Genomic DNA, 26,381 nt, shown 5'->3' on the forward strand with positions numbered 1-26,381 from the left:
GCCCTGGCCTATGCTTGCGCCGCGATCCAGTCGCGCACCACTTGCGCGGCCTGGGCCTGCTGCTCTGGCTGGCCGAAGTAATAGTGGTTGGCGCCCGCAATCACGTGGTGGTCAATCTCGCACCGGCTTGCCGCCGCCATCAGCCGCGCGGCGTGGCTGGGGGTGCAGGCATCGTCGGCGCTGTTTTCGATCACCAGCATCGGGCAGGCAATCCGCGCGGCGCATTTCAGCCCGTCGGCCTGGCTGTCGTCATAGGACCACTGCGAGAGCCACGAACGCAACGTGGTGAAGCGCGCCAGCCCCACCGGACCATCGTTGACCACGAAGGGATCGCCCAGCATGCAGTGGTTGGGCTGACGGTCGTTCGGATCGACCGCCGGGTCCACCCAGCGCGGGTCGGCCATGGTGCCCTGCACGGTAAAGCAGCGTTCCAGGTTTTCCTGGCCCGCCGCTTTCAGCTGTGCCAGCTGGTCCTTGACCCAGGCGGTGATGCGCCGGTTGCGCGCGATCTGGCGCGCGCGGTATTCGGCCACGAACTCGGCCGAAAATGGCGGCTTGGGGCCATCGGGGGCATAGATGTTCCACGCCGGGTTGCGCTCGAAGGGCCGCGCCTCGTCCTCGATCGAAGGGTCCATCCATTCGGTCAGCGTCAGGTTGCGCGACAGGTGCGCGGCCAGCAGCATTACCCCGTCCGCCGGAATGAACCCGGCGGCGGTCAGGTCATAGGGATCGCCCGCCGGGGTATGGGTGACGCGCGGGTCCTGCGCTTCGGCCTGGTAGAACATCGAGAGCGAGCCGCCGCCCGACCAGCCGCCAAGGTAGACCTTCTTGTAGCCCAGCCGTTCCTTGGCATCGCGCACGCAGGCCGCCAGGTCCATCACCGCGCGTTCCATGATCAGCGCCGTGTCATTGCCCCGGTAGCGCGGGTTGCAATAGATCGTGTGCACCCCCAGCCGCGCGATCGCGCCAACCAGCGGGAGATAAGCCCCGCCGCCGATCGGGTGCGAAAAGATCACCACGCTGTCGGATGGCTGCTCGGGCTTCAGCAGGTGGCATTCGACCGAAACCTTGCCGATTTCGCCGCCATAGGTGTCCTTGAAGGCGCTCTGTTCGCTGAACAGCACCAGGTAGGGGATACGCTCGTACTTCAAGGGGGTCTCCTCAGGCGGCCAGATGGGCGCCGCGCAACTGGCGGGCGTCGGGGCTTGCGGACATGAATTGCTCTCCCTGGCCTCGGCGCGGGTCTATCACCTTGCGGGCCTGCTGCCAGCCCTGCATCGGGCAAACGCTCGAATGTGTCAATATTATTGACAGTTTACCGCTCGGCCCGCGCGGCCTCGCCCGAAGGGTGTCCCTGGCTGCCGATTTGATCAATTTACTTTGCATTTTACGCCAACTAAATTGACAGAATGCGCCCTCCGGCCCGGCCACGGCGCGCCTGACGGTCAAGGAGCAGCGGCCATCGAGTTGATCCAGTCCCTGCGCCGCGCGGCGACAGTCCGCCCGGCGCAAATCGCCGCGCACGATGGCGATCTGCACCCCACCTGGGCGCAGCTGGCCGACCAGGTCCACCGCCTGGCCAGCGCGCTGCGGGCGCTGGGCGTGGGGCAGGGGGACCGCGTGGCGATCCTCGCGGGCAATGGCCTGGGCTATTACCAGGCGCTGTTCGCGCTGTTCGCGATCGGCGCGGTGGCAGTGCCGCTCAACACCCGGCTGGCTGAGCCGGAACTGGCGTTCCAGATCAGGGATGCCGGCGCGAGCCTGGTGCTGACCGACGCGGGCCTGGCCGACATGGCCGAGGCGCTGCGCGGCGCGGGGGTCAACATGCTGGTCGACATCGGCTGGCGCACCCCGGCGCGCCACTGCGAGCACCGCATTGCCGAGCTGATCGCGGATCACGCCCCGCTGGCGTCTGGCGCGCCGCTGGCCGACAGTACGCTCGCCGGGATATTCTATACTGGCGGCACCACCGGCCTGCCCAAGGGCGTGATGCTCAGCCACCGCAACCTCTACGCCATGGCGGTGGGGCTGGTGATGCAGCTGCAGCTCGATGAAACGGCGGTGGTGCTGCATTCCGCGCCGATGTTCCATCTGGCGGATTTCGCGATCTTCGTGGTCACGCTGGTAGCGGGCACCCACGTGTTCATCCCCGCGCTGGACGACGCGACCATGCTCGACGCGATCGAGCGCCACCGCGTGACCCACAGCTTCACCGTGCCCGCCGTGATCGACCGGATCGCGCGCAGCGACACGCTGGCCAGCCGCGACCTGTCGGCGCTGAAAGTGCTGGGCTATGGCGGCGCGCCGATGCCCTGGGGGACTTACCTCAACGCGCGCGCGGCCTTGCCCCAGGTTGATTTCGTCCAGGGCTTCGGCATGACGGAAATGCCCAGCCACACCTTCCTCGGCGCGCAGTATCACCGCGCCGGGGCGGACCCGGGCCTGCTGCGCTCGGCCGGGCAGGCGGGTTACGGCTATGAAGTGCGGATCGTCGATGCCGGAGGCCAGCCCGTGCCGCCCGGCACCTTTGGCGAGATCGCCGGGCGCGGCGACAATGTCATGCTGGGCTACTGGAACCGGCCCGAGGAAACCGCCGCGGCGCTGCGCGGCGGCTGGATGCACAGCGGCGATGCCGGTTACATGGACGAAGCCGGCTTCGTGTTCATCACCGACCGGTTCAAGGACATGATCGTGACCGGCGGCGAAAACGTCTATTCGATCGAGGTCGAAAGCGTGGTGTCGGCCCACCCGGCAGTGCTGGAATGCGCGGTGATCGGCGTGCCGGACGCAAAGTGGGGCGAACGGGTCCACGCGGTCATCACCCCCAAGCCGGGCATGGCGCTGGACAGCGCCGGGCTGATCGCCTTCTGCCGGGGCAAGCTGGCCGGTTACAAGATCCCGCGCAGCCTGGACCTGCACGAGGGGCCATTGCCGCGCAGCGCGGCCGGCAAGGTCCAGAAGATCGTGCTGCGCGCCCCGCATTGGCCAGCCAGTCCTGTGTGAGTTCAGGCCGCTACCGGCTGGTGGGGACTGGCCTTGCGCCAATCGTCCTGTTTGCTGACCATGCCTTCGAAAGTGAACAGGTCGGCGTTGCGCCAGTCCTGCGGCGGCGGGGGCGCATCGGCGGCCTGGGCCTGGGCCAGCATGACCTTGCGGAATTCGACAATCGCCCGGTCGCTCGATCCCAGCCGGTCGTTGCTGCGATCGGCAATCGGCCCCATCGATTCCCACATCGCCATGTCCTGGGTGGGAATGCCGATGATCCCGGTAAAGTCCCCGGCCTTCATCGCGGCGCGGTCCTGCAGGTAATCGTTGGCCTTGTTGCGGAATTTGCGGAAGGTCACCGGATCGACGTCGACGCCCGGCGTCGCATCGCAGAACTTGCGCCAGTCGGCGGTGGAAATGCCCTTGGCCGGGTCCTCATGCCAGGCGATCCAGTAGAACATGCAGTTCACGTCATCCACCGGGACCAGCATCTGGTTCAGCCGATAACGGTCGGTCGGCGGGATCATCACCGAACAGGGCGCGATGAACAGCGTGGTGCGGACATAGTCCTGCCGGTCGGGATCGTGGATCGGCTTGCGGATCGCCGCATAGCGGAAGCCATAGGGGGTGCGTTCCACTTCCAGCCGGGGCGATTTGTCGGCCGAGGGGCGCAGCCAGGCGGTGCCGGTCGCGGTGGAACTGGCCACATCGTGCGCGGTGGGCATGTTGGTGGAATGCAGGCTGCTGCTGTGCGCCGAATCGATCGCGCCTTCCAGCACCTGCGCCCAGTTGCATTCGGCGTGGATCTTCATGATCGCGGGCGGAGTGGCCGACTGGGCCCAGACCGGCGGATCGAACGGCGCCGACGCATCTGGATCGCCCAGCCAGGCCCAGACGAAGCCGCCCGCCTCCCGCACCGGATAGGCGCGGGTGCGCATGGTCTGCTGCAATCGGGCGTCCGCCGGTTCCGAGGCAAGGTCGACCGCGCGCCCCTCCACATCGAACTTCCAGCCGTGGTACAGACAGCGCAGGCCGCACTCCTCGTTCCGGCCATAGACCAGCGAGGCGCGGCGGTGCGGGCACAATTCGTCCAGCACGCCGACCCGGCCCTGCGTGTCGCGGAACACCACCAGATCCGCCCCCAGCAGCCGGGCGCGGCGCGGGGTGCCATCGGGCTCGGCCACTTCCTCGCTCATGCAGACGGGCAGCCAGTGGCGGCGCATCACCCGGCCCATCGGCGCGTCACCTTCGACACGGCAAAGCAGGTCGTTCTGCTGGGGGGTCATGGCCGATCTCCTGTGCGCGGAACGGCGCACTTGTGCGCCTTTGACGAGATACTTCTAATACGAAGTAATTTGCATCTCAAGGGCCGCGCGCTATGATTGCACGCAGGAGGCGGGCGATGACCTTGCGGCTGGCAGTGCTGGGACTGGGGCGCGGCGCGGTGCTGACCGTGCCGGCGCTGGCCGCGCATGACGGGATTGACCTGGTGGCCGGGTGCGATCCCAACCCGGCCGCCGTGGCCGGGCTGGGCAAGCGCGGCTTTGCCAGCGCGGAAGCGCTGCTGGACTGGGGCGAGTTAGACGCGCTCTACATCGCCTCGCCGCATGAATTTCACGCCGAGCACGCGATTGCGGCGGCGCGCGCGGGCAAGCACGTGCTGGTCGAAAAGCCGATGGCCGTCACCCTGGCCGAAGCGCAGGCGATGGTCGCGGCGGCAGAGGCGGCGGGGACCGTGCTGATGGTCGGCCCCAGCCACGGCTACGATCCGCCGGTGGAACTGGCCTCCAGACTGATCGCCGGGGGAGAAGTAGGCGCGGTGCGGCTGATCGAGGCGCGCAATTTCACCGATTTCCTGTACCGCCCGCGCCGCCCGGCTGAATGCGACAGCGCGCTGGGCGGCGGCGTGGTGCTGAGCCAGGCGACCCACCAGGTCGACATCGTCCGCCGCCTCGCCGCCAGCCCGGTGGTGGCGGTGCGCGGCTGGACCGGCGGCTGGGACGCGCGGGCCAGCGAGGGCGCCTTTACCGCGCAGTTGCACTTTGCCAGCGGCGCGGCGGCCACGCTGACCTATTCGGGCTATGCCCGCTATGACAGCGATGCGCTGGCCGGCTGGGCGGGCGAACTGGGCGGGTTGAAGGACCCGCAGGCCCACGCCCGCGCCCGCGCCGCGTTGGCCGGGGCGGACGAACAGGCGGCCAAGGCGGCGCGCACCTTTGCTGCCGGATGGCCCGCGCCCGCGCCGCCGCAGCGGCACGAACGCTTTGGCAGCGTGCTGGCACTGTGCGAGCGCGCCGATCTGGAACTGACCCCGCAGGGCGTGGTGGTGCACGGCGATCAGGGCCCGCGCGCCGTGCCTGTGCCCCTGCCGCCGGTGCAGCGCGCGAATGTGGCCGATGCCTTCGTGCGCGCGGTCCAATCCGGCCAGCCGCCGCTGCTGGACGGGCGCTGGGGGCTGGACAGCCTGGCCGTGTGCCACGCGCTGCTGCTTTCCGCGCGCGAAGGGCGCGACATCAACCCCGCTGACCTCATCCAAGGACTGCCATGACCCGTCTGCCGCTTTCGCTTGCCTGCTGGAACTATGACCGCACCCAGGCCCTGGCCGATGGCACGGTGCGGCCCGAGGGGATCGACCTCAACCTGCAAGTGCTGGAGGTGGAGGAAACCTTCTTCCGGATGCTGCGCCACCGCGAATTCGACGCGGCGGAAATGTCGCTGTCGTCCTATTGCGTCTCGCTCGCGCGGCCCGATCCGGCCTTTATCGCGATCCCGGTGTTCCCTTCGCGGATGTTCCGCCACGGCTGCATCTTCGTGTCGGCGTGCAGCGGGATCGAGAAACCGCAGGACCTGGTCGGCAAGCGGATCGGGGTGCCCGAATACCAGATGACCGCGCCGGTCTGGATCAGGGGCGTGCTGGCCGATGAATACGGCGTCGATCCCGCCAGCGTGACCTACTTCACCGGCGGCGAGGAGGAACCCGGGCGCGAGGAGAAGCTGAAGCTGGACCTGCCCGAACGGTTCCGCGTCCATCCGATCGGCCCCACCCAGACCCTCTCGCAAATGCTCGCCGATGGCGAGATCGACGCGCTCTATACCGCGCGCATTCCCAGCACCTTCTATACCCGCCCCGATGCGGTGCGCCGCCTGTTCCCCGAATTCGTCAGCGCGGAGCAGGACTATTTCCGCCGCACCGGCCTGTTCCCGATCATGCACGTCGTGGCGATCCGCCGCGCGGTCTACGCAGCGAACCGCTGGGTCGCGCGGTCCCTGTTCAAGGCCTTTGCCGAGGCGCAGGCCCGCGTTTACGAGGAACTGCGGGTCACCGCCTCGCTGAAGACCATGCTGCCGTGGCAGGTCGCGGCGGTGGAACAGGCGGTCGATCTGTTCGGGCCGGACTGGTGGCCATACGGGGTGGAGCGCAACCGCGCGGTGCTGGACACGTTCCTGCGCTATCACCACGAACAGGGCCTGTCGCCGCGCCGCCTGGCGGTGGAAGAACTGTTTGCCGGAGAATGCCTTGAGCAGTTCCGCATCTGACCGGCCCCGTCGCGCGCGCGGCACCTTGCGGGAGGGCGCGGCGCACCCTACCACCCGGGAAGATCGGGGCGCGCCGCCTGGCGCTAGGCCCCGGCACGGAAGGACATTCACCTTGGACCCTGCCAAGCAGCATTACCGGCACCCGGCCGAATATTACACCGATCCGGAAAACAGCATCGGCTATCTCGCCCGGATCCTGTTCCGCTCGTTCTCGCGCCTGCTCGAACAGGGCACGCTGACGCAGGAAGTGTCGGCCGGGCAGTGGCGGTTCCTGCGCCAGCTGTGGCGGGGCGACGGGATCACCCAGCGCGAACTGAGCGCGCGCGTCTCGATGCGCGAGCCGACCACCGTCGTGGCGGTCAAGGGGCTGGAAAAGGCGGGGCTGATCACCCGCAAGAAGACCAAGGACGATCGCCGCAAGACCTTCATCTACTTGACCGAGCGTGGGCGCGAGCTGGAACTGAAGCTGGCCCCGTTCAATGCCGAAATCCACGAGCTGGCGACCCGGGGCATGACCGACGCGGAAGTCGAGACGCTGCAGCAGCTGATGCGCCGCGCGATCGACAACCTGGCCGAAGCCAATGCCCAGCTGGCGGCGGAAACCGACGCCAGCGCCTGAACCGGCGTTGCAACGGCGAATTACTTAGCATACTATCTTTCTTGCAAGGATCGACCGGGAGGAGAGGCGCTGACGATGCTGGGGCTGATGCAGGCCGTGCCGCTGACGGTGGACCGGATTTTCGACCATGCGGCCACCTGGCATGGCAGCCGCGAAGTCGTCTCGCGCGATGCCGATGGGCTGGTGACGCGCGCCACCTATGCCTCGATCCACGCCGATGCGCAGCGCGTGTCGAACGCGCTGGCCGCCGCCGGGATCAAACCGGGGGACCGCGTGGCGACGATGGGCTGGAACAGCGCCCGGCACCTCGCCGCCTGGTATGGCACGTCGGGTATGGGGGCGGTGCTGCACACGCTCAACCCCCGGCTGTTCCTGGAACAGATCGCCTATATCGCCAACCACGCCGGGGACCGGCTGCTGATCGCCGATCCGGGGCTGGCCGATCTGGTGGGCGAACTGCTGGCGCTGGTCCCCTCGATCGAACGGGTGGTGTTCTTCTGCGATGCGGCCTCGCTGCCGCAGACCAGTTATCCGGCAATTGCCTTTGACGACTGGATTGCGCCCTATCCGCCCGAATACGCCTGGGGCCAGTTCGACGAGAATACCGCCTGCGGGCTGTGCTATACCAGCGGGACCACCGGCAATCCCAAGGGCGTGCTCTATTCGCACCGCTCCAACTACATCCACGCGCTGATGACCTTGCAGCGCGATGCGCTGGGGCTGTCGGCGGGCGATACGGTGCTGCTGGTGGTGCCGATGTATCACGCCAACGCCTGGGGCGTGGTGTTCTCCGCGCCCGCCGTGGGGGCCAAGCTGGTCCTGCCGGGGCAGCGGATGGACGGCGAATCGATCTACCACCTGATCGAAAGCGAAGGCGTGACCTATTCCGCCGCTGTGCCGACCGTGTGGCAGATGCTGCTGCAATACCTGGAAGAGAGCGGCAAGCGCTTCACCACGCTGGAACGGGTGACGATTGGCGGTTCGGCCTGCCCCGAATCGATCGTCCGCAAGTTCCGCGACACTTACGGGGTGGATGTGATCCAGGGCTGGGGGATGACCGAAACCTCGCCCTTGGGCACGGTTTCGGTCCCCAATGCGGCGGTCGCGGCGATGAATGATGCGGACCAGATGGCCTACAAGCTCAAGCAGGGGCGGCTGCTGTGCGGGCTGGAAATGAAGCTGGTCGACGATGCCGGCCAGCGCCTGCCGCACGATGGCAAGACTCCCGGACGCCTGATGATCAAGGGCCCGACCATCGCCGCAGGCTATTTCGGCGGCGAAGGGGGCAAGGTGCTGGACGAGCAGGGCTTCTTCGATACCGGCGACGTTTCGACCATCGATGCGCAAGGCTACATGCAGATCACCGACCGCGCCAAGGACGTGATCAAGAGCGGCGGCGAATGGATCAGCTCGATCGAGATCGAGAACATCGCCGTCGGCCATCCCGCCGTGGCGCAGGCGGCCGTGATCGGCGTGGCCCATCCCAAGTGGGATGAACGCCCGGTGCTGATCTGCCAGCTGAAGCCTGGCGCAGCGGCTACGGCGGCGGACCTCATCGCCTGGCTCGACGGCAGGATTTCACGCTGGTGGATGCCGGATGATGTGCTGTTCGTGGACGAAGTGCCGCTCGGCCCCACCGGCAAGATCGACAAGAAGGCGATCCGCGCCAGCCTGACCGGATACACCCTGCCCTTCGCGGCGGACAATTGAGACAGGGAGAGTGACAATGGACCCCAATGGCATCGCAGGGCTCGACGCGCAGTTCGTTGGCCTCGTCAGCCCCACCGCGCCGCGCATCCAGGCGGGCGGGCATCCGTGCCAGGGGATCTACTGGACGCTCGCCGGGCAGCGCCCAAAGGTGGCGGTGATCGCGACGCACTACAACGTCGACTTTTCCGAACACTACATCGCCCCCTACTTCGCCCGGCAGGGGATCGGGTTCCTGGGGTGGAACACGCGCTATCGCGGGTTCGAGGACCAGTTCATGCTGGAACACGCCGTGCTCGACATTGGCGTCGGCATGCGCTGGCTGAAGGAGCAGGCCGGGGTTGAAGCCATCGTCATCCTCGGCAATTCGGGCGGCGGCTCCCTGATGGGGGCCTATCAGGCCGAAGCGATCAAGCCGACGCTGACCGACCGTTTGCCCTCTGCCGGCCAGGACGCGCTGGCGCAGCTGATCAAGGGCGATCTCTACATCTCGTTCAACGCCCACCAGGGCCGCCCCGAAGTGCTGACCGACTGGATGGACGCCTCGGTGATCGACGAGAACGATCCGGTCGCCACCGATCCGTCGCTCGATCCCTTCAACCCGGACAACGGCCCGCCCTATTCGGACGAATTCATCACCCGCTACCGCGCCGCGCAGCGCGCGCGCAACCAGCGGATCACCGATTGGGCCAAGGCGGAATTGGCCCGGCTCAACGCGGCGGGGATTCCCGACCGGATCTTCCCGATGTTCCGCTGCTGGGGCGATATCCGCTGCGTCGATCCGGCGATCGACCCGTCGGACCGCAAGCCCAACTGGTGCTATCGCGGCGATCCGGCCATTGCCAACCGCACCCCCAGCATCGGGCGGGCCAATACGCTCAAGACCTGGCTCAACATGTGGAGCCTCGAAACCTCGCCCTGTCAGGGCCAGCCGCACCTCGCCAAGCACGATACCCCGGCGCTGGTGGTCCAGGGCATGGCCGATACCGGCGTGTTCCCCAGCGACGCGCGCAAGATCTTCGATTTCCTGGGCAGCCAGGACAAGACGCTCGAGTTGATCAAGGGCGCGCACTATTTCGAGGATTCGCTGGAAGAACGCCAGAACGCGGCGGACCTGGTGGGGGCATGGATCAGGGCCAAGCTCTAGTGCCGGAACAGGCTGACCTGATTGCCGCGCTGCGCGGGGCCGGTCTGGTCGGCCCGGGCGAAGTGGTGTTCCAGCCGCTTGCCGGCGGCGTATCGTGCGACGTGTGGAAAGTGGACGGGCCGCAGGGGCCACTGGTGGTCAAGCGCCCGCTCGAAAAGCTGCGCGTTGCGGCAGACTGGCACGCCCCGGTGGAACGCAGCGCCAGCGAAGTGCGCTGGCTGCAACTGGCGCGCGAAGTGGAGCCGGGCATGGTGCCCGAAGTGCTGGCCGACTTCCCCGCGCTCAATACCTTCGTCCTGCGCTTCCTGCCCGGCTGCCCGGTGTGGAAGGATGAGCTGAGCCTTGGTCATGTCGACCCGGCCTTCGCGGCAGAGGTGGGCCGCCGCATCGCCCGCGTCCATGCCCGCACGGCTGGCAGCGCAGCGGTGCAGGCCATGTTCCCCGACCCGGCGATGTTCCGCGCGCTGCGGGTCGATCCCTTCCTGCGCCATGTTGCCGAACACAACGCAGAAGTGGCCACACCGCTGCGCACGCTGGCCGACCGGCTCGACAATGCCCGGATCGCGCTGGTCCACGGCGATGTCAGCCCCAAGAACATCCTGATCGGCGCGCAAGGCCCGGTGTTCCTCGACGCGGAATGCGCGGTCTTTGGCGATCCGGCGTTCGATCTCGCGTTCTGCACCACTCACTTGCTGCTGAAGGCGGTCTGGCTGGACCGGGCCGACTTGCCGGCCGCTGCCGCCGCGATGGTGGCCGCCTACGCCGCACAGATCAATTGGGAAGCGCCCGAGGCCCTGCTCGCCCGCGCCGGCGAGTTGACCGCCGCGCTGCTGCTGGCGCGGATCGAGGGCAAATCGCCCGCCCCTTACCTCACCGATCCGCTGCACCGCCAGGCGGTGCGGCGGCAGGCCATGGCGCTGCTGCTGGCCCCGCGTGCCATCGACGATCTTGTCGCCCACTGGGAAAGGACCCCCGAATGACTGCCCGCATCGCTTCCGTCATCGCCCGCCAGGTCTGGGATTCGCGCGGGCGGCCCACGGTGGAAGCCGAAGTCACGCTGGACAGCGGCGCGACTGGCCGCGCCATTGCGCCTGCCGGTGCATCGCGCGGGGCGCATGAGGCGATGGACCTGCGCGATGGCGGCGCGGCGTTCGGCGGCTACGGCGTGAACCGGGCCGTTGCGGGCGTCGCTGCAGAGATTGCCCCGGCGCTGATCGGGATGGACGCGCGCGATCAGGCCCTGGTCGACCAGACGCTCTGCGCGCTCGACGGCACGCCGAACAAGGCGCGGCTGGGCGGCAATGCGATTGTCGCGGTGTCGCTGGCCGTGCTGCACGCCGCCGCCGCGCAGGCGCGCGAACCGCTGTGGCGCTATCTCGCGGATGGGCGGCCGGTGCGGTTGCCGCTGCCCGAAATCCAGATCTTCGGCGGCGGCGCCCATGCCGGGCGGCGCACCGATGTGCAGGACTTCATGGTGATGTGCCCCAAGGCGGGCAGCTTTCGCCGCGCGCTGGAAATCACCGACGACGTGTATCGCGCCGCGGGCCGGCTGATGCAGGAGCGCGGGCCATTGTCGGGCGTGGCGGACGAGGGCGGCTGGTGGCCCGACTTCCAGTCGAACGAGGATGCGCTGGACGTCCTGACCAAGGCGATCGAGGCCAGCGGCCACCGTGCGGGTGAGGACGTGTGGATCTCGCTCGACATTGCGGCCAACGAGCTGGGCGATGCTTCGGGCTATACCCTTGCGCTTGATGACCGGCGCTTGTCGGGCGAGGAAATGGCCGCGCGGATCATCGAGTGGTGCGGACGTTATCCGATCCTCTCGGTCGAGGATCCGGCCGGGCAGGACGATTGGCAGACCATGGGGCGCGTCATGGCCGCGATTGGCAATCGGGTGCAGGTGATCGGCGACGATGTGCTGGTGACCAATGCGCAGCGGGTGGAACGCGCGGCGGCAGCCGGCGTGTGCAATGCGGCGCTGATCAAGGTCAACCAGGTCGGCACGGTGAGCGAGGCCAAGGCCGCGCTCGATGCCGCGCAGGCGCACGGCTGGGGCACGCTGGTTTCGGCGCGTTCCGGCGAGAGCGAGGACGTGGCGATTGCCCACCTGTCCACCGGGTGGAATGCCGGGCAGCTCAAGGTTGGCAGCTTCACCCGCTCCGAACGCATGGCCAAGTGGAACGAGGTGCTGCGGATCGAGGAAGCGATGGGCAGCCAGGCGGTCTATGCCGGGGCCAGCGCCTTTGCCGCGGGAATTGCGGAGCTGCTGGCATGATCGTCCTGCATGCCCGCCCCAGCCCGGGCTTTCGCGCCGCCGTCGATGACATTTTCGGCAAGGGCGTGGTGGTCCATGTCGACGAGGCCGCGCCGCTGGACGGCGTGGCGGGCGAAGTGACCGCGCTGCTCCACGTGCTGACCCCGGTCACGGCGGAGTGGATCGCTTCCGCGCCGAAGCTCAAGCTGATCCAGAAGCTGGGCGTCGGGGTCAACACCATTGCGCTGGATGCGGCGCGGACGCACGGCGTGGCGGTGTGCAACATGCCCGGCACCAACAGCCAGGCGGTGGCGGAAATGGCGCTCAGCCTGATCATGGCCGTGCTGCGCCGGACCTGCTTCTTCGACGCCCGCACCCGCGCGGGCGAGGGGTGGAGCGCGGACCCGGCGGAGCTCGACAGCGTGGGCGAAGTGGCCGGGCGCACGGTCGGGCTGGTCGGCTTCGGCCATTCGGCGCAGCGGCTGGCCCCGGTGCTGGCGGCGCTGGGGGCGCGGGTGGTCTATACCGCGCGCAGCCAGCGCGAGGTGCCATACGAGTTCTGGCCGCTGGACCGCTTGTTGGCGGAAAGTGATGTCGTCTCGCTGCACATGCCGCTGACCGATGAAACGCGGGGGGCAATCGATCCCCGGGCGATGAAGCGCGGGGCGGTGCTGGTCAACACGGCGCGCGGCGAACTGGTCGACGAGGCGCGGCTGGTCGAGGCGCTGGGCAGCGCGCACCTGCGCGGCGCGGGGCTCGACGTGTTTGCCGCCGAGCCGGTTCCGGCGGGCAATGCGCTGCTGGCCCTGCCCAATGTCGTGCTCGCCCCGCACATCGCCTGGCTGACCCCGGAAACGCTGGTCCGCAGCCTTGAGGTTGCCCGCGAGAATTGCCGGCGGCTGGCTGCGGGCGAACCCCTGCTGCACCAGGTGGTGTGATGGGGCTGCCGATCGTCCTGATCACCGGGCAGCTGCTGACCGATGCGGTCTGGGCGCCGCTCTGCGCCGCCTGGGCCGACCGCGAGGTGACCATCGCCGACAACCACAGCGAGGAGACGATTGCCGGCTACGCCCGGCGGCTGCTGGACGATGCGCCTCCACGTTTCGTGCTGGTGGCGCATGCGATGGGCGGGTTCATCGCCTTCGAAGTGCTGCGCCAGGCGCCCGAGCGGGTGGCAAAGCTGGTGCTGATCTCCACCCTGGCTTCAGCCGATGGCCCGGCGCAGACCGCGCGGCGGCAGGGCTATATCGACCTCGTCGAAAGCGGGCGGTTCGATTCTGTGGTGGAAGAACGCATCCCGATCCTGTTTCCCGAACATCGCCGCGACGATCCCGAGCTGCTGCGGATCGCTCGGCAGATGGCGGCGCAGACCGGCGCGGACACCTTCCTGCGCCAGCAGCGCGCGCTGATGGCGCGGATCGACAGCCGCCCGCGCCTGCACGAAATCGCGGTGCCGACGCTGCTGGTCTGGGGCGACGGCGACGGCATTACCAGCCGCGCCCATCACGAAGAAATTGCGGCGGCCATTCCCGGCGCGCGGCTGGAAGTGATCGCGGGGGCGGGCCACCTGCCGATGTTGGAACAGCCGGATCAGGTGATCCCGCTGCTCACCGCGTTCATCGACGGCTGAGCCGCTACTTCAGCTCCGCCCGGGCCAGCGCGGTGCCATCGACCATCGCCTGCAGCTTGGCCTGGGCCAGTTCGCGGCTGTGGTATTTCATCCCGCAATCGGGGGCGATCCACAGCCGCTCGGGATCGACATAGCGCAGCGCGTCGCGGATCCGGGCGGCGACCACTTCGGGCGTTTCGACCTCTGGCGTGGAGAGGTCGAGCACGCCGTACATGATCGTCTTGTCGGGCAATTCGGCGAGGATCGCCGGGTCCAGCCCCGGTTGCGCCGCCTCGATCGAGATCACGTCGATGGCTGACTGGTTGAGTTCGGCGAGGAAGTCATAGGCCTTGGGCTTGGCCGTGCCCGCGCCCTGGTGGACCAGCGCATAGCCAAAGCAGATATGCAGCGCAGTGGTCCCTTCCACCCCGTCGAGCGCTCGGGCGAGGGCCTCGAGCGAATAGTGCCGCGCCTCGTCGGCGCGGGCCTGGAGGTAGGGTTCGTCCAGCTGGACTACGTCCACCCCGGCGGCGAACAGGTCGCGCACTTCGGCGTTGACCGCGTCGGCATAGTCCAGCGCCATCGCCCGGGCATCGGGGTAATAGCCGTTTTCGGCCTGCTGGGTCATGGTGAAGGGGCCGGGCAGGGTCAGCTTGACCGGGCGGCGCGAATGGCGGCGCAGGAAGGCCGCGTCCTGCGCCTCGATCGGGCCGGTGCGGCGGATCGGCCCGGAGACCAGCGGCACCGGATTGGCATTGCCGGTGCGGTCGATCGCCGTGCCGTGGCGGTCCGGATCGATCCCCGACAGCGCGGTCGCCAGCCGGTTGGAATAGCTTTCGCGGCGCATTTCCCCGTCGCCGATAATGTCGATGCCCAGCTCCTCCTGGTCGCGGATCGCCATCAGGGTGGCGGCTTCCTGCGCATCGGCCAGCCACGGCGCGGGAATGCGCCACAGCGTTTCGGCGCGCACCCGCGGGGGCAGGCTGGCCTTCAGCCGCTCGCGGTCGATCAGCCAGTCGGGCTGGGGGTAGCTTCCGACGATAGTTGTCGGCAGGATTGGCAGGCCGGGCAGCTTGGACAAGGGCGGAAACTCTCGCTTGTGGTCTGGCCGGATGATTGCTTAGTATTCTATCCAATACAAGTTCAATTGACGGGTTGAGGACTGCCATGATCGATCTTGTTGCCATTCAGCTGCTGGCTGACGTTCCCGCGGTGCAGGCCGCGCGGCAGGGCGCGGCCATCGCGGTCCGCCAGGACGGACGCGAAACCAGCTATGCCGAGCTGTCGGCCATGGCCAACCGCATCGCCAATGCGCTGGCCGCGCAAGGCATCGGCGCGGGTGAGCGGGTGGCAGTGCTGACCAAGAACCACGACGGCTGGTATCCGCTGTTCTTCGGCACGGCGCTGGCGCGGGCCTGCCTAGCGCCGATCAACAGCCGTTTGGCCGCGGGGGAGATTGCCTTCATCCTGGGTGATGCGGCCCCGCGCGTACTGCTGGTGGGCGAGGATTTCTTCGACACCGCGCTGGAGGCCGTTGCCGGGCTGGCCAATCCGCCCGAGTTGGTTGCGCTGTATGGCGAGCATCCGGCGTTCCGGCCCTTTGCCGCGTGGCTGGGCGATGCGTCCGCCAGCGCTCCCGCCGAGCGGCCGCAATTGTCCGACCCGGTGCTGCAGCTTTACACCAGCGGCACCACCGGCCTGCCCAAGGGGGTGGTGCTCGACAACGCCAATTACCGCAGCTTCCTGGAACACGGTGCCAAGGTCGATGGCTTTGCCTATGACGAGGGCGAGACGGTGATGATCGTCATGCCGCTGTTCCATGTCGCCGGCACCAACATCAGCTTTGCCGCGCTGGCGCAGGGCGGGCGGATCGAGCTGATCAAGGATTTCAACGCCGCCGAGGCGATCCGCCTGATGGGCGAGCAGGGGGTGTGCCACGCCTTCCTCGCCCCGGCGATGATCCAGATGATGCTGCAGGACCCGGCGGCGGAAAACGGCAACTATGCCACGCTGCGGACCATCGCCTATGGCGCATCGCCGATTGCCGAGGACGTGCTGCGCCGCGCGCGGGCGCGGTTCGGCTGCGGCTTCGTCCAGTTCTATGGCATGACCGAAAGCACCGGCGGCGGATCCTATCTGTCGCCAGCGGACCACGATCTGCCGGGCAAGCTGACCTCGTGCGGGCGGCCCTGGCCGGGGACCGAGATGGCGATCCTGGGCCCGGACGGCGCGCCGCTGGGCGAGGGCGAGATCGGCGAAATCGCGATCCGCGGCGGCATCGTGATGCGCCGCTACTGGAACCGCGACGCGGCAACGGCTGAAACGCTGGCCGGGGGCTGGCTGCACACCGGCGATGTCGGTTACCGCGACGCGGACGGGTTCTATTACGTCCACGACCGGATCAAGGACATGATCGTGTCCGGCGGCGAAAACGTCTATCCGGCCGAGGTCGAAGGCGCGATCATGGGCTGCCCGGGCGTGGCCGACGTCGCGGTGATCGGCGTGCCCGACGACAAGTGGGGCGAGGCGGTCAAGGCGCTGGTGGTGCCGGCGGCTGGCGAGCAGCCCGACCCGGCGGCGATCATCGAGTGGGCGCGCCAGCGCATCGCGCATTACAAGGCGCCCAAGAGCGTGGACTTCATCCCCGCGCTGCCGCGCAATCCATCGGGCAAGATCCTGCGGCGGGAACTGCGCGCGCCGTTCTGGGAAGGGCGGGCCCGCGCCGTCTGACGCGGCGGCCCCCCTAACGACAATGGCCCGGCACAGGGCCGGGCCATTGCGTTGAGCGAGGCGAAGGAGAGCGGGGGGTCTTGTCCCTTTCGCCCCGCCTCGTCAGTGCGCGGCGGCGAGCAGCATGCCTTCCGCCTTGGAACCATCGGCCCGCCGCGGTTCGTGGGCCACGTCCTCGGGCTTGAAGCCTTCGGGCGGCAGGTTCCAGCACGCGAATTCCAGGCAGATGCCGTCCGGATCGAAGAAATACATCGACCGCACATAGACATCGTCGGTGACAGTCGGTGAAACCTGGGTGGGCGAATTGTCGTGGTTGGAAATGCCCGCCACTTCGATCCCCTTGGCCTTAAGGCGTTCGAAATATTCCTCGAACTTGTCGGCCGGCACGGTGAAGGCGATGTGGTTCATCGACCCGTGGGCCGACAGGAAGCTGCCGCGCGAGGGCAGGGCGGTCGGCGCAGCGACCCCCGGTGCGGCTTCGGGCGCATTGGCGAACCAGAAGAACGCCAGGCTGTTGCCGCCGCCCATGTCGAAGAAGAAGTGCTGGCTGCTGCCATCCGGCAGGTCCAGCGTCTTGACCAGCGGCATGCCCAGCACATCGCGGTAGAACTCGACCGTCTTGGCCATGTCCTTGCAAACCAGCGCCAGGTGGTGGACGCCCTGGATCTCGAATTCCCTGTCCGTCGCAGTCATGTCGCGTCTCCTCGTGCTTGTCTGTGCACAATCAGGCTGTGGTAGCGCTGGGCCGGGCCTGCATGGCCGCGAACCAGCGGTTGATATTGGCGTATTCGGCGCTCAGCGGCTGACCCACGGCATTGCCGAATTCGACGAAGGCAAACAGCAGCACATCGGCCAGGGTCAGCTTGTCGCCGGCCAGGAAGGGCCGGTCGCCCAGCTGCGCGTCGAGCCAGGCCAGCCCGTCCTGCGCGACCGCCTTCAGCCCCGCAGCGGCATCGGGCAGGCAGCGCATCCGCGGCTCGAACATCGGCAGCCCTTCGGCAAAGCGGAAGCCGTTGGCCATCGGTTCGCAGAACTTGAGGTCAACCCGCCGGGTCCACATCCGCGTCTTGGCGCGTTCTTCCGCCGTGTCGCCCAGCAGGCTGTTTTCCGGAAACCGCTCGTCCAGGTATTCGCAGATCGCGGTGATCTCGGTCACGAACGAACCGTCGTCCAGTTCCAGCGCCGGGGTCTGCCCGCTGGGGTTGACCTCGGTCGAATAGGGCGGGCGGCGGTTTTCCCCGCCGCGCAGGTCAACCTCGACCTCGGGCAGGGTGATCCCCTTTTCGGCCATGAACAGCTTCACGACGCGCGGGTTGGGACCGACGCTGGTGTAGAATTTCATCGCAATCCTCTCATCTGATACGATACGACTCATGCCGGCTTGTGTCAATAAAGTTGACGATCAGCTCCCGGCCGGACGCGGCGCGCTGAGGAAGTCGGCGGCGTTGAAGCCGGCCGGGGCGGCCACTTCGACGATCGGGTCTTCGCGGTCGTCATATTCCATGCGCAGCGCGCGGGTGATTACGGCGTGCATGTCGTACAGGCAGGTGATGTAGGTGAATTCGAAGATCTGCTCGTCGTTCCAGAAGGTCCGCAGCTTGTCGAACACCTGCGTCGGCACGCGGCCATTGCCCGCGCTCAGGCAATCGGCATAGGCCAGCACGGCGCGTTCCTGGTCGTTGTAGCAATCGGCCACGGTCCAATAGGGCACGGCGGCGATCTTTTCCTCGCTCACCCCCAGGCCGCGCAGTGACTTGCAGTGCTGCGAGAACACGAACTGGCTGCCCTTGATCCAGCCGGCGCGGGTCTGGCCCAGTTCGCGCAGCACGGGGTCGATCTTGCGCGCGGGGTGGCGGTAGACGGCAAAGCCATCGACCGCGTGCTTGAAGATATCGGGCGCGAGCGCGAACACGGTCCACCAGTCGCCGGGCGTGCCGGTGGCGGTGCCCGGTTCGGCCACGGGATCGCGTTCCCCGAACAGGCGGTTGTAATAGGCCAGCACCGTTTCATCGGTGGCTTCGGCGCGGGGTACTTGGCGCAGGACGGGCATGGCTCTCTCCTCAGCTGGTGGCAAATTTGCGGAACGTCGCAACGTGCGCGGAATCGAAGTATTCGTCGAGCCGCGTGATCAGTCCGCCGTCCACCCGGCAGACGATCGCGCAGGGCAAACGCACGGCCACACCGTCATGGCGGCGCTTGCCGGTCAGCACGTGCTGCTGGACGAAGCCGCCGGGAAAGGCGGTCAGGCGGCGGTCGGCGTAATGGATGTCGGTGATGCGGGCGACCATGCCGGTGAGCGTCTGCGCGGTCTGGTCGGGGGTGACGATAAGCTCGTCGGTGTTGTGCCAGATCGCGGCATCATCGGCCAGGCTGGCGCGCATTGCGGCAATATCGCCCGCCTCGATCGCGTCGAAGAAGCGCTTGGCCAGGGTTTCGATCGATTGGACGCTGTCGGTCATGCGGCAAGCTCCCGGTTGAGGTGGCGGGTCATGGCGAACTGGGTGGCGGCGGCGGCGAGGGCGAAGGGGATGATCCCCATCAGCCCCCAGCGCAGGCTGTCATCGCCCAGCTGCGGGCGCAGCGCATCGCTGACCATGCCGACGAACAGCGGCCCCAACCCCAGCCCGACGATGTTGTACATCAGCAGCAGGATTGCCGAGGCCGTGGCGCGCGAGCGCGGCGGGGTAAGGTTCTGGACCAGTGCTAGCCCCGGCGCGATATAGACGGTGCAGGCGGTCAGCGGCAGCAGCATGACCGCGAGCGAGGCCTGCCAGCCCTGCATCAGCAGCGCGGCGGCCAGCCCCGGCGCGATCAGCAGCGAGGCAATGGCCGGGACGAAACCATAGGCGCGGGCATCGCGCCGGGCGATCCGGCTGACCAGCCAGCCGCTGCCCATGATGCCGATGCCAAAGGTCAGCCCGGCAGCCGGGCCGAACCACTGGCCCATCGCCGGCAGCGACATGCCCTGCGTGCGCATCAGGAAGGCCGGCACCCAGTTGAGGATGCCGTAACTGACAAAGGCCGACAGCCCGTTGCCCAGCAGCACCAGCCGCAGCGACGGGCTGCGCACGAACAGCGCCAGCGTTTCGCGCAGCGGCACGTGGTGTTCGCCGTGGCCGCCCTGGTCCATCTGGCCGCGCGGCGGTTCCTTCACCGCCCAGACCAGCAGCGGGGCGATGACGATGCCGGCCAGCCCCATCACCAGGAACGCGCCGCGCCAGCCGATGTTCGCCGCCGCCCAGGCGCCAAAGGCCGAGCCGACGAACACGCCGAACGGCCCGTTGAGTTGAAAGATCGCCACGGCAAAGGGGCGGCGGTGCGGCGGGAACAGGTCGGACACCAGCGACAGCGACGGCGCGGTGCCGCCCGCTTCGCCCGCGCCCACGCCAAAGCGGATCAGGGCCAGCTGCGCGAAACTGGTGACCTTGCCGGTCAGCGCGGTGAACGCGCTCCACACCAGGCAGGCGAGCGCGATCAGTTTCACGCGGTTCCAGCGGTCGGCCAGGATCGCCACCGGCACGCCCATCCCGGCATAGAACAGTGCGAAGGCCAGCCCCGTCAGCAGGCCGAACTGGGTATCGGACAGGTGCAGGTCGGCGCGGATCGGTTCGACCAGCACCGACAGCAACTGCCGGTCGACGAAGTTGATCGTGCCGACCACGAACAGCATGGCCAGGGCTACGCCGCGTTGCAGGGTCATGGCTCCGTCATCGGGTGCCGTGCCGGATAGGGTCGGGGTCGCCTCGCTCATCGCCGTGCCAGCCTCTGCCGCCTGCGGGGAAAGGAAGTGGGGCGCCGCGTGGCAGCGGCGCCCCGTCAGTCGCAGGTGCGGATCAGAACTTCGCGCCGATGGTGCCGCCGAAGGTCCGCGGCGGGCCATAGAAGCGCTGGATGAAGAACTGCGCGGTCGGCGTCAGCGCCGCTACCCAGGTCTTGTTGGTCAGGTTCTTGCCCCAGACCATCGCGCGGAACCGGCCATCGGCGCTTTCCCAGCCGAGCGAGCCGTCGAGCGTGGTGAAGTCACCCGTCTTGCCGACCGCGTCGTTGAGCACGGTCGAGAACCAGCTGGTGCGATAGAGCATCGCCAGCCGCGCGGTGACGGCCCCGGAATCGCCCATCGGCACGGTGTATTCGCCGCTGATCTGGGTGGTCCACTTGGGTGCGCGCACCAGCTTGAGGTTCGTATAGTCCTGATCGACCAGGTAGGTGCCGTTGACCAGCCTGGTCACCTTGCCGCAGGTCGAGGTCGGCGCGGCGGCATAGGCGGACGGGCCGTCCAGATCGGTGCAGAACTTGTCGTACTTGCTGTCCAGGTAGCCGATGTTGGCGCTGATCCGGAAGTTGTCGACCGGCTTGAGCGTGGCTTCCAGTTCGATCCCCTGGGTGGTCGCCGCGCCGACGTTGACCGTGGCCGTTTCCTGGCCCGAGGCAACCGCCGGGTTGGGGATGAACACGCCGAATTCAAGCTGCTTGAACTTGGTGATGAAGCCGGTGAGGTTGAAGCGCAGCATGCCGTTGAGCAGGTCGCTCTTCAGGCCGGCTTCGAACAGTTCCGACGTGTTGTCGGCGGTCGGCCCGGCAGTGACCATGCTGGCCGAGCGCGCGCCATAGCCGCCGCCCTTGTAGCCCTGGCTCCAGGTCGCATAGACCATCACGTCGGGGTTGATCTTGTAGTCAAGCCCGGCCTTGAAGGTGGTGCGGCTGCGCGAATAGCTGTCCTTGAACGCCTTGCCCGCGGCAAAGTTGGTATTGGCCAGCGCTTCCATGTAGTCGAGCGACTTGACCACATCGCGCGAGTTGAAGAACGCCGGGGACAACAGCGTGCCGGTGGGATCGCGGAAGTAATCCTTGTCTTCCCAGCTCTGCCGCACGCCCAGTGTCACGTTCAGCTTGTCGGTCAGCCCGAAGATGCCTTGCGCGAACAGCGCCTTGGCGGTGTTGTCCTGGGTGACGAAGTCCTGGCTGCCGAACTTCAGCGTCGGCGCCAGCAGCACCGGCAGGGTCGGGAAAGCCTGCGACATTTCGAAGCTTTGCTTCATGTAGTAGCCGCCGGCCACCAGGTTGAGCCGCGAGAGCGCCCCGTCCATGCCCGAGAAGTCGGTCGCCAGGCGCAGTTCCTGGCTGAACTGGCGGTGCGACTGGACGCGGAAGGTCGGGAAGAAGAACTTTTCCGACTGGTCGAAGTCGCTGTCGTTGAAATCGTTGGTCTTGATGTAGCCGGTGATCGAGGTGAGGTTCACCGCGCCCAGCTTGGCATTGATCGTGCCGATCGCGCCGTACTGGTCGGTGTCGTGGTTGCCCGGGAAGTCGCGGCCGATGGTGAAGGCCCCGTCGTTCGGCTCCTCGAACCCGAACACCAGGTAGAGCAGCTTGGTGCGGTCCGGCGCGGCATCGCCGCCCGGCGCGCCCGAGCGGTCCTTGAGCCCCCAGCCCTTGAGGTTGACCGAGAGGTTGTCGCTCGGGGTCAGCGCCAGCGTGCCGCGCAGCGACGTGCGGTCCTGGAAACCGACGCGCTTGCCGTTGAAGCGGTTCTTGAAATAGCCGTCCATCGTCTCCTTGTTGAGCACCAGGCGCAGCGCCGCCTTGTCGGTGACGATCGGCAGGTCGAGCGCGGCCTTGGCATCCATCCGGCCATAGTTGCCCACGGTCATTTCGGCATCGACGCCGAATTCGCCCGACGGGTTCTTCGAATAGGTCGCGATCCCGCCCGCGAGCGAGTTCTTGCCGAACGAGGTGCCCTGCGGCCCGCGCAGCACTTCGACGCGTTCCATGTCGAAGGTGTCGAGCATGGTGGCGACCGGGCGGGTCACGTAGACCCCGTCGATCGACACGCCGACCGGGCTTTCCTCGGTCGATTCGATGCCCTGCGCGCCCAGCCCGCGAATGTAGATCGCGGCCGAGTTCGAGAAGGTCGCGACCGGCTGGATCGAGATGTTGGGGGTGCTGGGGGCGAGGTCGGTCAGGTCGCGCGCGGCGGTTTTCAGCAGGGCCTTTTCGTCAAAGGCCGAAATCGCCTGCGGCACTTCCTGCAGCGTTTCCTTCTTGAAACGGGCGGTAACGACGATCTCGTCGGCCGTGGCTCCGTCGGTGGCGGCATCGGCCGCCTGGGCCATGGCCGGCTGCGCCACCGCCAGCGCGGTCACCAGCGCAGCAGCGGAAATCATCGCGTGATTCATTGCCTTCATTGTTCCCTCCCACTTCAATTGATCGGTGTCGCGCAGACCCAGTCAGACTGGTCATAATCGTCAATTGTGTTGATGCTTAGTAGCCTAGGTGATTTACTGCTGTCCAGACCCTTCGCAGGAGATTCGTCGATGACCGAGCAGCCCGAAAACCCCGCAATTCAAGGCCTGCGCAGCCGGTTCCTGTGCACTGCCGAATTCGAGGTGGCGGGGGGCGTGTTCAGCATCGGGCAGTCGCCGTTCGGCGAACAGCGAATCGGCTATGTCACCGGCGGGCGGTTCTTCGGGCCGCGCCTGGCGGGGCGGATCCTGCCGGGTGGCGGCAACTGGTCGCGCGCGGGACGGATCGCGACGGGCGCGGTCGGCACCTTCGATGCGCGCTCGGTCTGGCAGGCCGATGACGGCGCGCTGATCCACCTGACCTATCCCGGCCGGACCCTGATCCCCGATGACGTGCGCGCCGAATTTGCCGATCCCGCCGCGCCGCCGGTCGATCCGGCGCGCTATTACCTGCGGATCGCCCCCACCTTCGAAACCGCCAGCCCGGAGCTCGCCTGGCTCAACGCGGTGCTGGCCGTGGGGGTGGGCGAACGCACCGACTTCGGGGTGCGTCACCAGTTGTACGAAGTGTTGTAGCTTCAGTCGGCCGGCTGGTCGGCCGGGTCGATCGCGGCCACCGGACCCCAGTCGCTTTCCAGCAGGTTGATCAACTCGCGAAACGGCTTGGCGCCCAGGCGCTGTTCCAGCACGCGGTGGATCGCGCCGACGATGTGCTGCGCATCGCGGCGCATCGCTTCGCCCTGCGGGGTCAGCACGATGATCGAGCCGCGCCCGTCCGCCGGATCGGGGCGCAGCTCGAACAGCCCCTTTTCGCAGATCTGGCCGATGGTGCGGTGCACCGCCTGGCGGGTCAGGCCCAGGCTCCGGGCGATTTCCGAAGGGCGGATCATGTCCTGGATCACGTGGATCATGATCATCGATTCCGGCCGGGTCAGCGTGGGCCAGCCGCGCGCCTGCATCGAGCGCTGCAGGCCCTCGTCAAACCATTCGAACCCCTGCAACAGCGGGATGATCAGGTACCCGGACTGCTTGCCTACCACGTTGTCAGCCCCCCTGGAGCGGCCACCCGGCTGCCCCGCACGGCGCGCTGATGCCCCGTTCTTCAAACCATTGCAAGGTGCGAGGTCCACGGCGCCGCGCTCGGGCCGGCAGGCTCCGGGAGCAAGCGGCGAGATAATAAGCTTAGCCTACGAATTATCAAATTACTTGACAATAAAATCCGCCGGCGCACAATTTCGACAAAACCGGATGGGAGGATTGCCTGATGAATCGCGGGAATACGTGTGCTTCGCTGATTGCCCTGGCCGCCGCGCTGTGGGGCCCCGCCGCCCTGGCGCAGGACGCGCAGGAGGGTGAGCAGACCGGCAACCGGGAAATCATCGTCACGGCCCAGCGCCGCGCCGAAAGCGTCCAGGCCGTGCCGATCACCATTGCCGCCTTCGACCAGAAGATGGTCGAAGCCAGCGGCAGCGCCGACATCACCGACCTGAACGGGATTACCCCCAACGTCATCCTGCAGACCGAAGGGCTGGTGGCCAACGTGCCGATGTTCTCGATCCGCGGGATGAGCAGCGCCGATCCCGATCCCAACGCCGATCCCAAGATCAGCACGATCATCAACGGCGTCTATGTGCCGTTCGTCGCCAGCACCATGCTCGACCTGTTCGACATCGAACGGGTGGAAGTGCTGAAGGGGCCGCAGGGCGTGCTCTACGGCAAGAACAACCTGGCCGGCACGATCAACATCATCACCAAGGCCCCGGCCGAGGATGCGGGCGGGGAAGTGCGGCTGACCGGCGGCTCGAACGGACTGAAGCAAGTGCGCGCCCGGCTGGAAACCGGCGAATTCGCGAACGGCATGCTCGCCGCCAAGATTTCGGGCAGCTACAAGGATTACAACGGCTATGCCCGCAACATCCTGACCGGATCGAAGCTGGAAGCGAACGAGACCAAGGCGCTGCGCTTTGCCCTGCGGGCCAAGCCTTCGGCCAGTTTCGACAGCACCGTGGTGGCCGACTGGAACAAGGAAACCGCGATCGGCCCGGCCAACCATTCGGCTGACAACGGCACCGCCGCCTGGCTCGGCCTGCCGGTCGAGGCGCGCACCAATGTGCGGATCGCCGCCGTGCCGTTTGATCCCTATTCCCGGACCAAGTCCTATGGCGTGGCCTGGACGTCCAACCTCGATGTCGGGGTGGGCACGATCACCGCGGTGCTGGGCGCGCGCCACCAGGATTACGAAACGCGCGGTGACTTTGACGGGCTGATCACCCCGGTTCCGGGCTTTGACGTGACCCGCAAGTTCAAGGGCGATTCCAAGTCCGCCGAACTGCGCTTCGTCTCGAACACCGGCGGCCTGGTCGATTACGTCATCGGTGCCTATGCCCAGGGTGACAAGTGGCGGCAGAACAACACCGTGCTGACCACCGCGACGACCCGCACCGAATCGCAGCTGGACCAGGATTCGTCGAGCTACGCGCTGTTCGCCCTCGCCAACGTCCACCCGACCGACAAGTTCACCGTGTCACTCGGCGGGCGCTATTCGTGGGACAAGAAGGACTACCAGATCAGCACCAAGGTCTATGCCGGCGGGGTGCTCAATACCGGCTCGTCGTTTGCCGGCAGCCTCAAGGGGGACTGGTCGAAATTCACCCCGCGCGTGACCATGCAGTACAAGGCCAGCGACAACGCGATGCTGTTCGCCAACTGGTCGAAGGGCTACAAGGCGGGCGGGTTCAACAGCCGCGGGACGCGCCCCGAAAACGTCGGGCCGTACGATCCGGAAAACGTGACTTCGTATGAAGCCGGGATCAAGACCGACCTGGCGGGCCGCACGATCCGCTTCAACCTGACCGGGTTCCTCAACAAGTTCAAGGACCTGCAGGGCGGGGTGACCCGGCCCGGCGCGGTTCGCGCCGAAGCGGTGACGGTCAACGTTGCGGCGGCGGAAACCTGGGGGATCGAACTGGAAACGTTGTTCCGGCTCAGCTCGCAGTTCACCCTGTCGGCCAACGTGGGCTATCTCCATTCGCGCTACACCAGCTTCTGCGATGACGTGGACGGGGTGTTCTCGGCCAGCGCCACGGCGGCGGGGCAGTGCGGCGCGGCGGTGCCGTTCACCTTCGCCGGATCGCCGACGATCAGCTACCTGATCCCGACCGACAACACCGGGCTGGAACTGGCCAATGCGCCGGAAATCAGCGGCAGCGTGGCGGCGGACTATACCGCGCCGATCTCGCTGGGTGAGATCCGTTTCCACATCGATGCGCGCTACACCCCGCGTTACAACACCTGGGGGCGCAGCAACATCGACGCCTATTACCGCAAGGAAGTGGTGCTGATGAATGCCAGCCTGGGGCTGGTGGGCGATAACGACAAGTGGTCGCTGACCGCCTACGTCAAGAACCTGACCAACCAGACCGTGATGTCCGGCGCGGTCAGCCCGGGCGGCGGCAACCCCGTGCAGCAGTTTTTCCAGCCGCCGCGCGAAGTGGGCCTGGAAGCCTCGTTCAAGTTCTGACCTGAACGCGCCCTTGGGCGCCGGGGTGGGG

The 26,381-nt window shown here is 67.4% G+C and carries 23 protein-coding genes; 13 read left to right on the forward strand and 10 right to left on the reverse strand.

Annotated features, from left to right (window positions below):
* Positions 1 to 8: 8 nt before the first annotated feature.
* Positions 9 to 1,151 carry an alpha/beta fold hydrolase gene (locus ACE3N9_RS04855; protein WP_374281412.1) on the reverse strand — a complete coding sequence of 381 codons (1,143 nt, stop codon included), beginning with the start codon at positions 1,149 to 1,151 and terminating at the stop codon, positions 9 to 11.
* A gap of 316 nt (positions 1,152 to 1,467) precedes the next feature.
* Between ACE3N9_RS04855 and ACE3N9_RS04860 the strand changes: the two genes are divergently transcribed.
* Positions 1,468 to 3,003: an AMP-binding protein gene (locus tag ACE3N9_RS04860; protein ID WP_374281414.1), complete on the forward strand. Its 1,536-nt coding sequence runs from the start codon at positions 1,468 to 1,470 to the stop codon at positions 3,001 to 3,003.
* A 2-nt stretch (positions 3,004 to 3,005) separates the two neighbouring features.
* On the opposite strand, the gene ACE3N9_RS04865 is transcribed toward ACE3N9_RS04860, so the two are convergent.
* Positions 3,006 to 4,271 (reverse strand): Rieske 2Fe-2S domain-containing protein, encoded by a 1,266-nt coding sequence (locus ACE3N9_RS04865; RefSeq protein ID WP_374281416.1) that lies wholly within the window; start codon positions 4,269 to 4,271, stop codon positions 3,006 to 3,008.
* A 116-nt stretch (positions 4,272 to 4,387) separates the two neighbouring features.
* Here ACE3N9_RS04865 and ACE3N9_RS04870 point away from each other — a divergent pair, with 116 nt between their 5' ends.
* The 9 genes from ACE3N9_RS04870 to ACE3N9_RS04910 all read left to right on the forward strand — a co-directional run bounded on the left by ACE3N9_RS04870 (position 4,388) and on the right by ACE3N9_RS04910 (position 13,879).
* On the forward strand, positions 4,388 to 5,533 hold the full coding sequence (locus tag ACE3N9_RS04870) for a Gfo/Idh/MocA family protein (protein WP_374281418.1): 1,146 nt from the start codon (positions 4,388 to 4,390) through the stop codon (positions 5,531 to 5,533).
* Positions 5,530 to 6,522, forward strand: a complete 993-nt coding sequence (locus ACE3N9_RS04875) for an ABC transporter substrate-binding protein (RefSeq protein WP_374281420.1) — start codon at positions 5,530 to 5,532, stop codon at positions 6,520 to 6,522. Before ACE3N9_RS04870 ends, ACE3N9_RS04875 begins: the two co-directional genes overlap by 4 nt.
* 112 nt (positions 6,523 to 6,634) lie before the next feature.
* Complete coding sequence (locus ACE3N9_RS04880; RefSeq protein ID WP_374281422.1) at positions 6,635 to 7,141, forward strand: MarR family winged helix-turn-helix transcriptional regulator; 507 nt, start codon at positions 6,635 to 6,637, stop codon at positions 7,139 to 7,141.
* 75 nt (positions 7,142 to 7,216) lie between these two features.
* Positions 7,217 to 8,851, forward strand: coding sequence for a long-chain-fatty-acid--CoA ligase (locus tag ACE3N9_RS04885; protein WP_374281424.1), 1,635 nt, complete (start codon positions 7,217 to 7,219; stop codon positions 8,849 to 8,851).
* Positions 8,852 to 8,867: 16 nt separating this feature from the next.
* The gene (locus ACE3N9_RS04890) at positions 8,868 to 9,995 is read left to right on the forward strand and encodes an alpha/beta hydrolase (RefSeq protein ID WP_374281426.1); all 1,128 of its coding nucleotides are present in this window, start codon (positions 8,868 to 8,870) and stop codon (positions 9,993 to 9,995) included.
* A complete protein-coding gene (locus tag ACE3N9_RS04895; RefSeq protein ID WP_374281427.1) occupies positions 9,974 to 10,975 on the forward strand; it encodes a phosphotransferase family protein in 1,002 nt (333 codons plus the stop codon). The genes ACE3N9_RS04890 and ACE3N9_RS04895 overlap by 22 nt, the downstream gene beginning before the upstream one ends.
* Positions 10,972 to 12,270, forward strand: coding sequence for a phosphopyruvate hydratase (gene eno, locus ACE3N9_RS04900; protein WP_374281429.1), 1,299 nt, complete (start codon positions 10,972 to 10,974; stop codon positions 12,268 to 12,270). The genes ACE3N9_RS04895 and eno overlap by 4 nt, the downstream gene beginning before the upstream one ends.
* A complete protein-coding gene (locus ACE3N9_RS04905) occupies positions 12,267 to 13,187 on the forward strand; it encodes a 2-hydroxyacid dehydrogenase (protein WP_374281431.1) in 921 nt (306 codons plus the stop codon). Before eno ends, ACE3N9_RS04905 begins: the two co-directional genes overlap by 4 nt.
* The gene (locus tag ACE3N9_RS04910; RefSeq protein WP_374281433.1) at positions 13,187 to 13,879 is read left to right on the forward strand and encodes an alpha/beta fold hydrolase; all 693 of its coding nucleotides are present in this window, start codon (positions 13,187 to 13,189) and stop codon (positions 13,877 to 13,879) included. The genes ACE3N9_RS04905 and ACE3N9_RS04910 overlap by 1 nt, the downstream gene beginning before the upstream one ends.
* 4 nt (positions 13,880 to 13,883) lie before the next feature.
* Here ACE3N9_RS04910 and ACE3N9_RS04915 read toward each other — a convergent pair whose 3' ends face one another.
* A complete protein-coding gene (locus ACE3N9_RS04915; protein WP_374281435.1) occupies positions 13,884 to 14,939 on the reverse strand; it encodes a 5-methyltetrahydropteroyltriglutamate--homocysteine methyltransferase in 1,056 nt (351 codons plus the stop codon).
* Between the two features lie 86 nt (positions 14,940 to 15,025).
* On the opposite strand from ACE3N9_RS04915, the gene ACE3N9_RS04920 reads away from it, so the two are divergent.
* A complete protein-coding gene (locus ACE3N9_RS04920) occupies positions 15,026 to 16,588 on the forward strand; it encodes a long-chain-fatty-acid--CoA ligase (protein WP_374281437.1) in 1,563 nt (520 codons plus the stop codon).
* Positions 16,589 to 16,690: 102 nt separating this feature from the next.
* Here the strand turns inward: ACE3N9_RS04920 and ACE3N9_RS04925 are convergent, their stop codons facing one another.
* The 6 genes from ACE3N9_RS04925 to ACE3N9_RS04950 form a co-directional block, all read right to left on the reverse strand.
* The gene (locus ACE3N9_RS04925; protein ID WP_374281439.1) at positions 16,691 to 17,281 is read right to left on the reverse strand and encodes a VOC family protein; all 591 of its coding nucleotides are present in this window, start codon (positions 17,279 to 17,281) and stop codon (positions 16,691 to 16,693) included.
* Positions 17,282 to 17,312: 31 nt separating this feature from the next.
* The gene (locus tag ACE3N9_RS04930) at positions 17,313 to 17,930 is read right to left on the reverse strand and encodes a glutathione S-transferase family protein (RefSeq protein ID WP_374281441.1); all 618 of its coding nucleotides are present in this window, start codon (positions 17,928 to 17,930) and stop codon (positions 17,313 to 17,315) included.
* Positions 17,931 to 17,990: 60 nt separating this feature from the next.
* Positions 17,991 to 18,638, reverse strand: a complete 648-nt coding sequence (locus tag ACE3N9_RS04935) for a carboxymuconolactone decarboxylase family protein (RefSeq protein WP_374281443.1) — start codon at positions 18,636 to 18,638, stop codon at positions 17,991 to 17,993.
* A 10-nt stretch (positions 18,639 to 18,648) separates the two neighbouring features.
* Entirely contained in the window at positions 18,649 to 19,047 is a 399-nt protein-coding gene (locus ACE3N9_RS04940) for a nuclear transport factor 2 family protein (RefSeq protein ID WP_374281445.1), read from the reverse strand.
* Positions 19,044 to 20,339, reverse strand: a complete 1,296-nt coding sequence (locus ACE3N9_RS04945) for a spinster family MFS transporter (RefSeq protein WP_374281447.1) — start codon at positions 20,337 to 20,339, stop codon at positions 19,044 to 19,046. Before ACE3N9_RS04945 ends, ACE3N9_RS04940 begins: the two co-directional genes overlap by 4 nt.
* Positions 20,340 to 20,421: 82 nt before the next feature.
* Entirely contained in the window at positions 20,422 to 22,773 is a 2,352-nt protein-coding gene (locus tag ACE3N9_RS04950; RefSeq protein WP_374281449.1) for a TonB-dependent receptor, read from the reverse strand.
* Between the two features lie 129 nt (positions 22,774 to 22,902).
* Here ACE3N9_RS04950 and ACE3N9_RS04955 point away from each other — a divergent pair, with 129 nt between their 5' ends.
* Positions 22,903 to 23,406, forward strand: coding sequence for a DUF3237 domain-containing protein (locus ACE3N9_RS04955; protein ID WP_374281451.1), 504 nt, complete (start codon positions 22,903 to 22,905; stop codon positions 23,404 to 23,406).
* A 2-nt stretch (positions 23,407 to 23,408) separates the two neighbouring features.
* Here the strand turns inward: ACE3N9_RS04955 and ACE3N9_RS04960 are convergent, their stop codons facing one another.
* Entirely contained in the window at positions 23,409 to 23,870 is a 462-nt protein-coding gene (locus ACE3N9_RS04960) for a MarR family winged helix-turn-helix transcriptional regulator (protein ID WP_374281453.1), read from the reverse strand.
* A gap of 224 nt (positions 23,871 to 24,094) precedes the next feature.
* On the opposite strand from ACE3N9_RS04960, the gene ACE3N9_RS04965 reads away from it, so the two are divergent.
* Complete coding sequence (locus ACE3N9_RS04965; RefSeq protein WP_374281455.1) at positions 24,095 to 26,350, forward strand: TonB-dependent receptor; 2,256 nt, start codon at positions 24,095 to 24,097, stop codon at positions 26,348 to 26,350.
* The last annotated feature ends 31 nt before the right edge of the window (positions 26,351 to 26,381 follow it).

This window comes from Novosphingobium sp., assembly GCF_041905565.1.
GTDB lineage: Bacteria > Pseudomonadota > Alphaproteobacteria > Sphingomonadales > Sphingomonadaceae > Novosphingobium.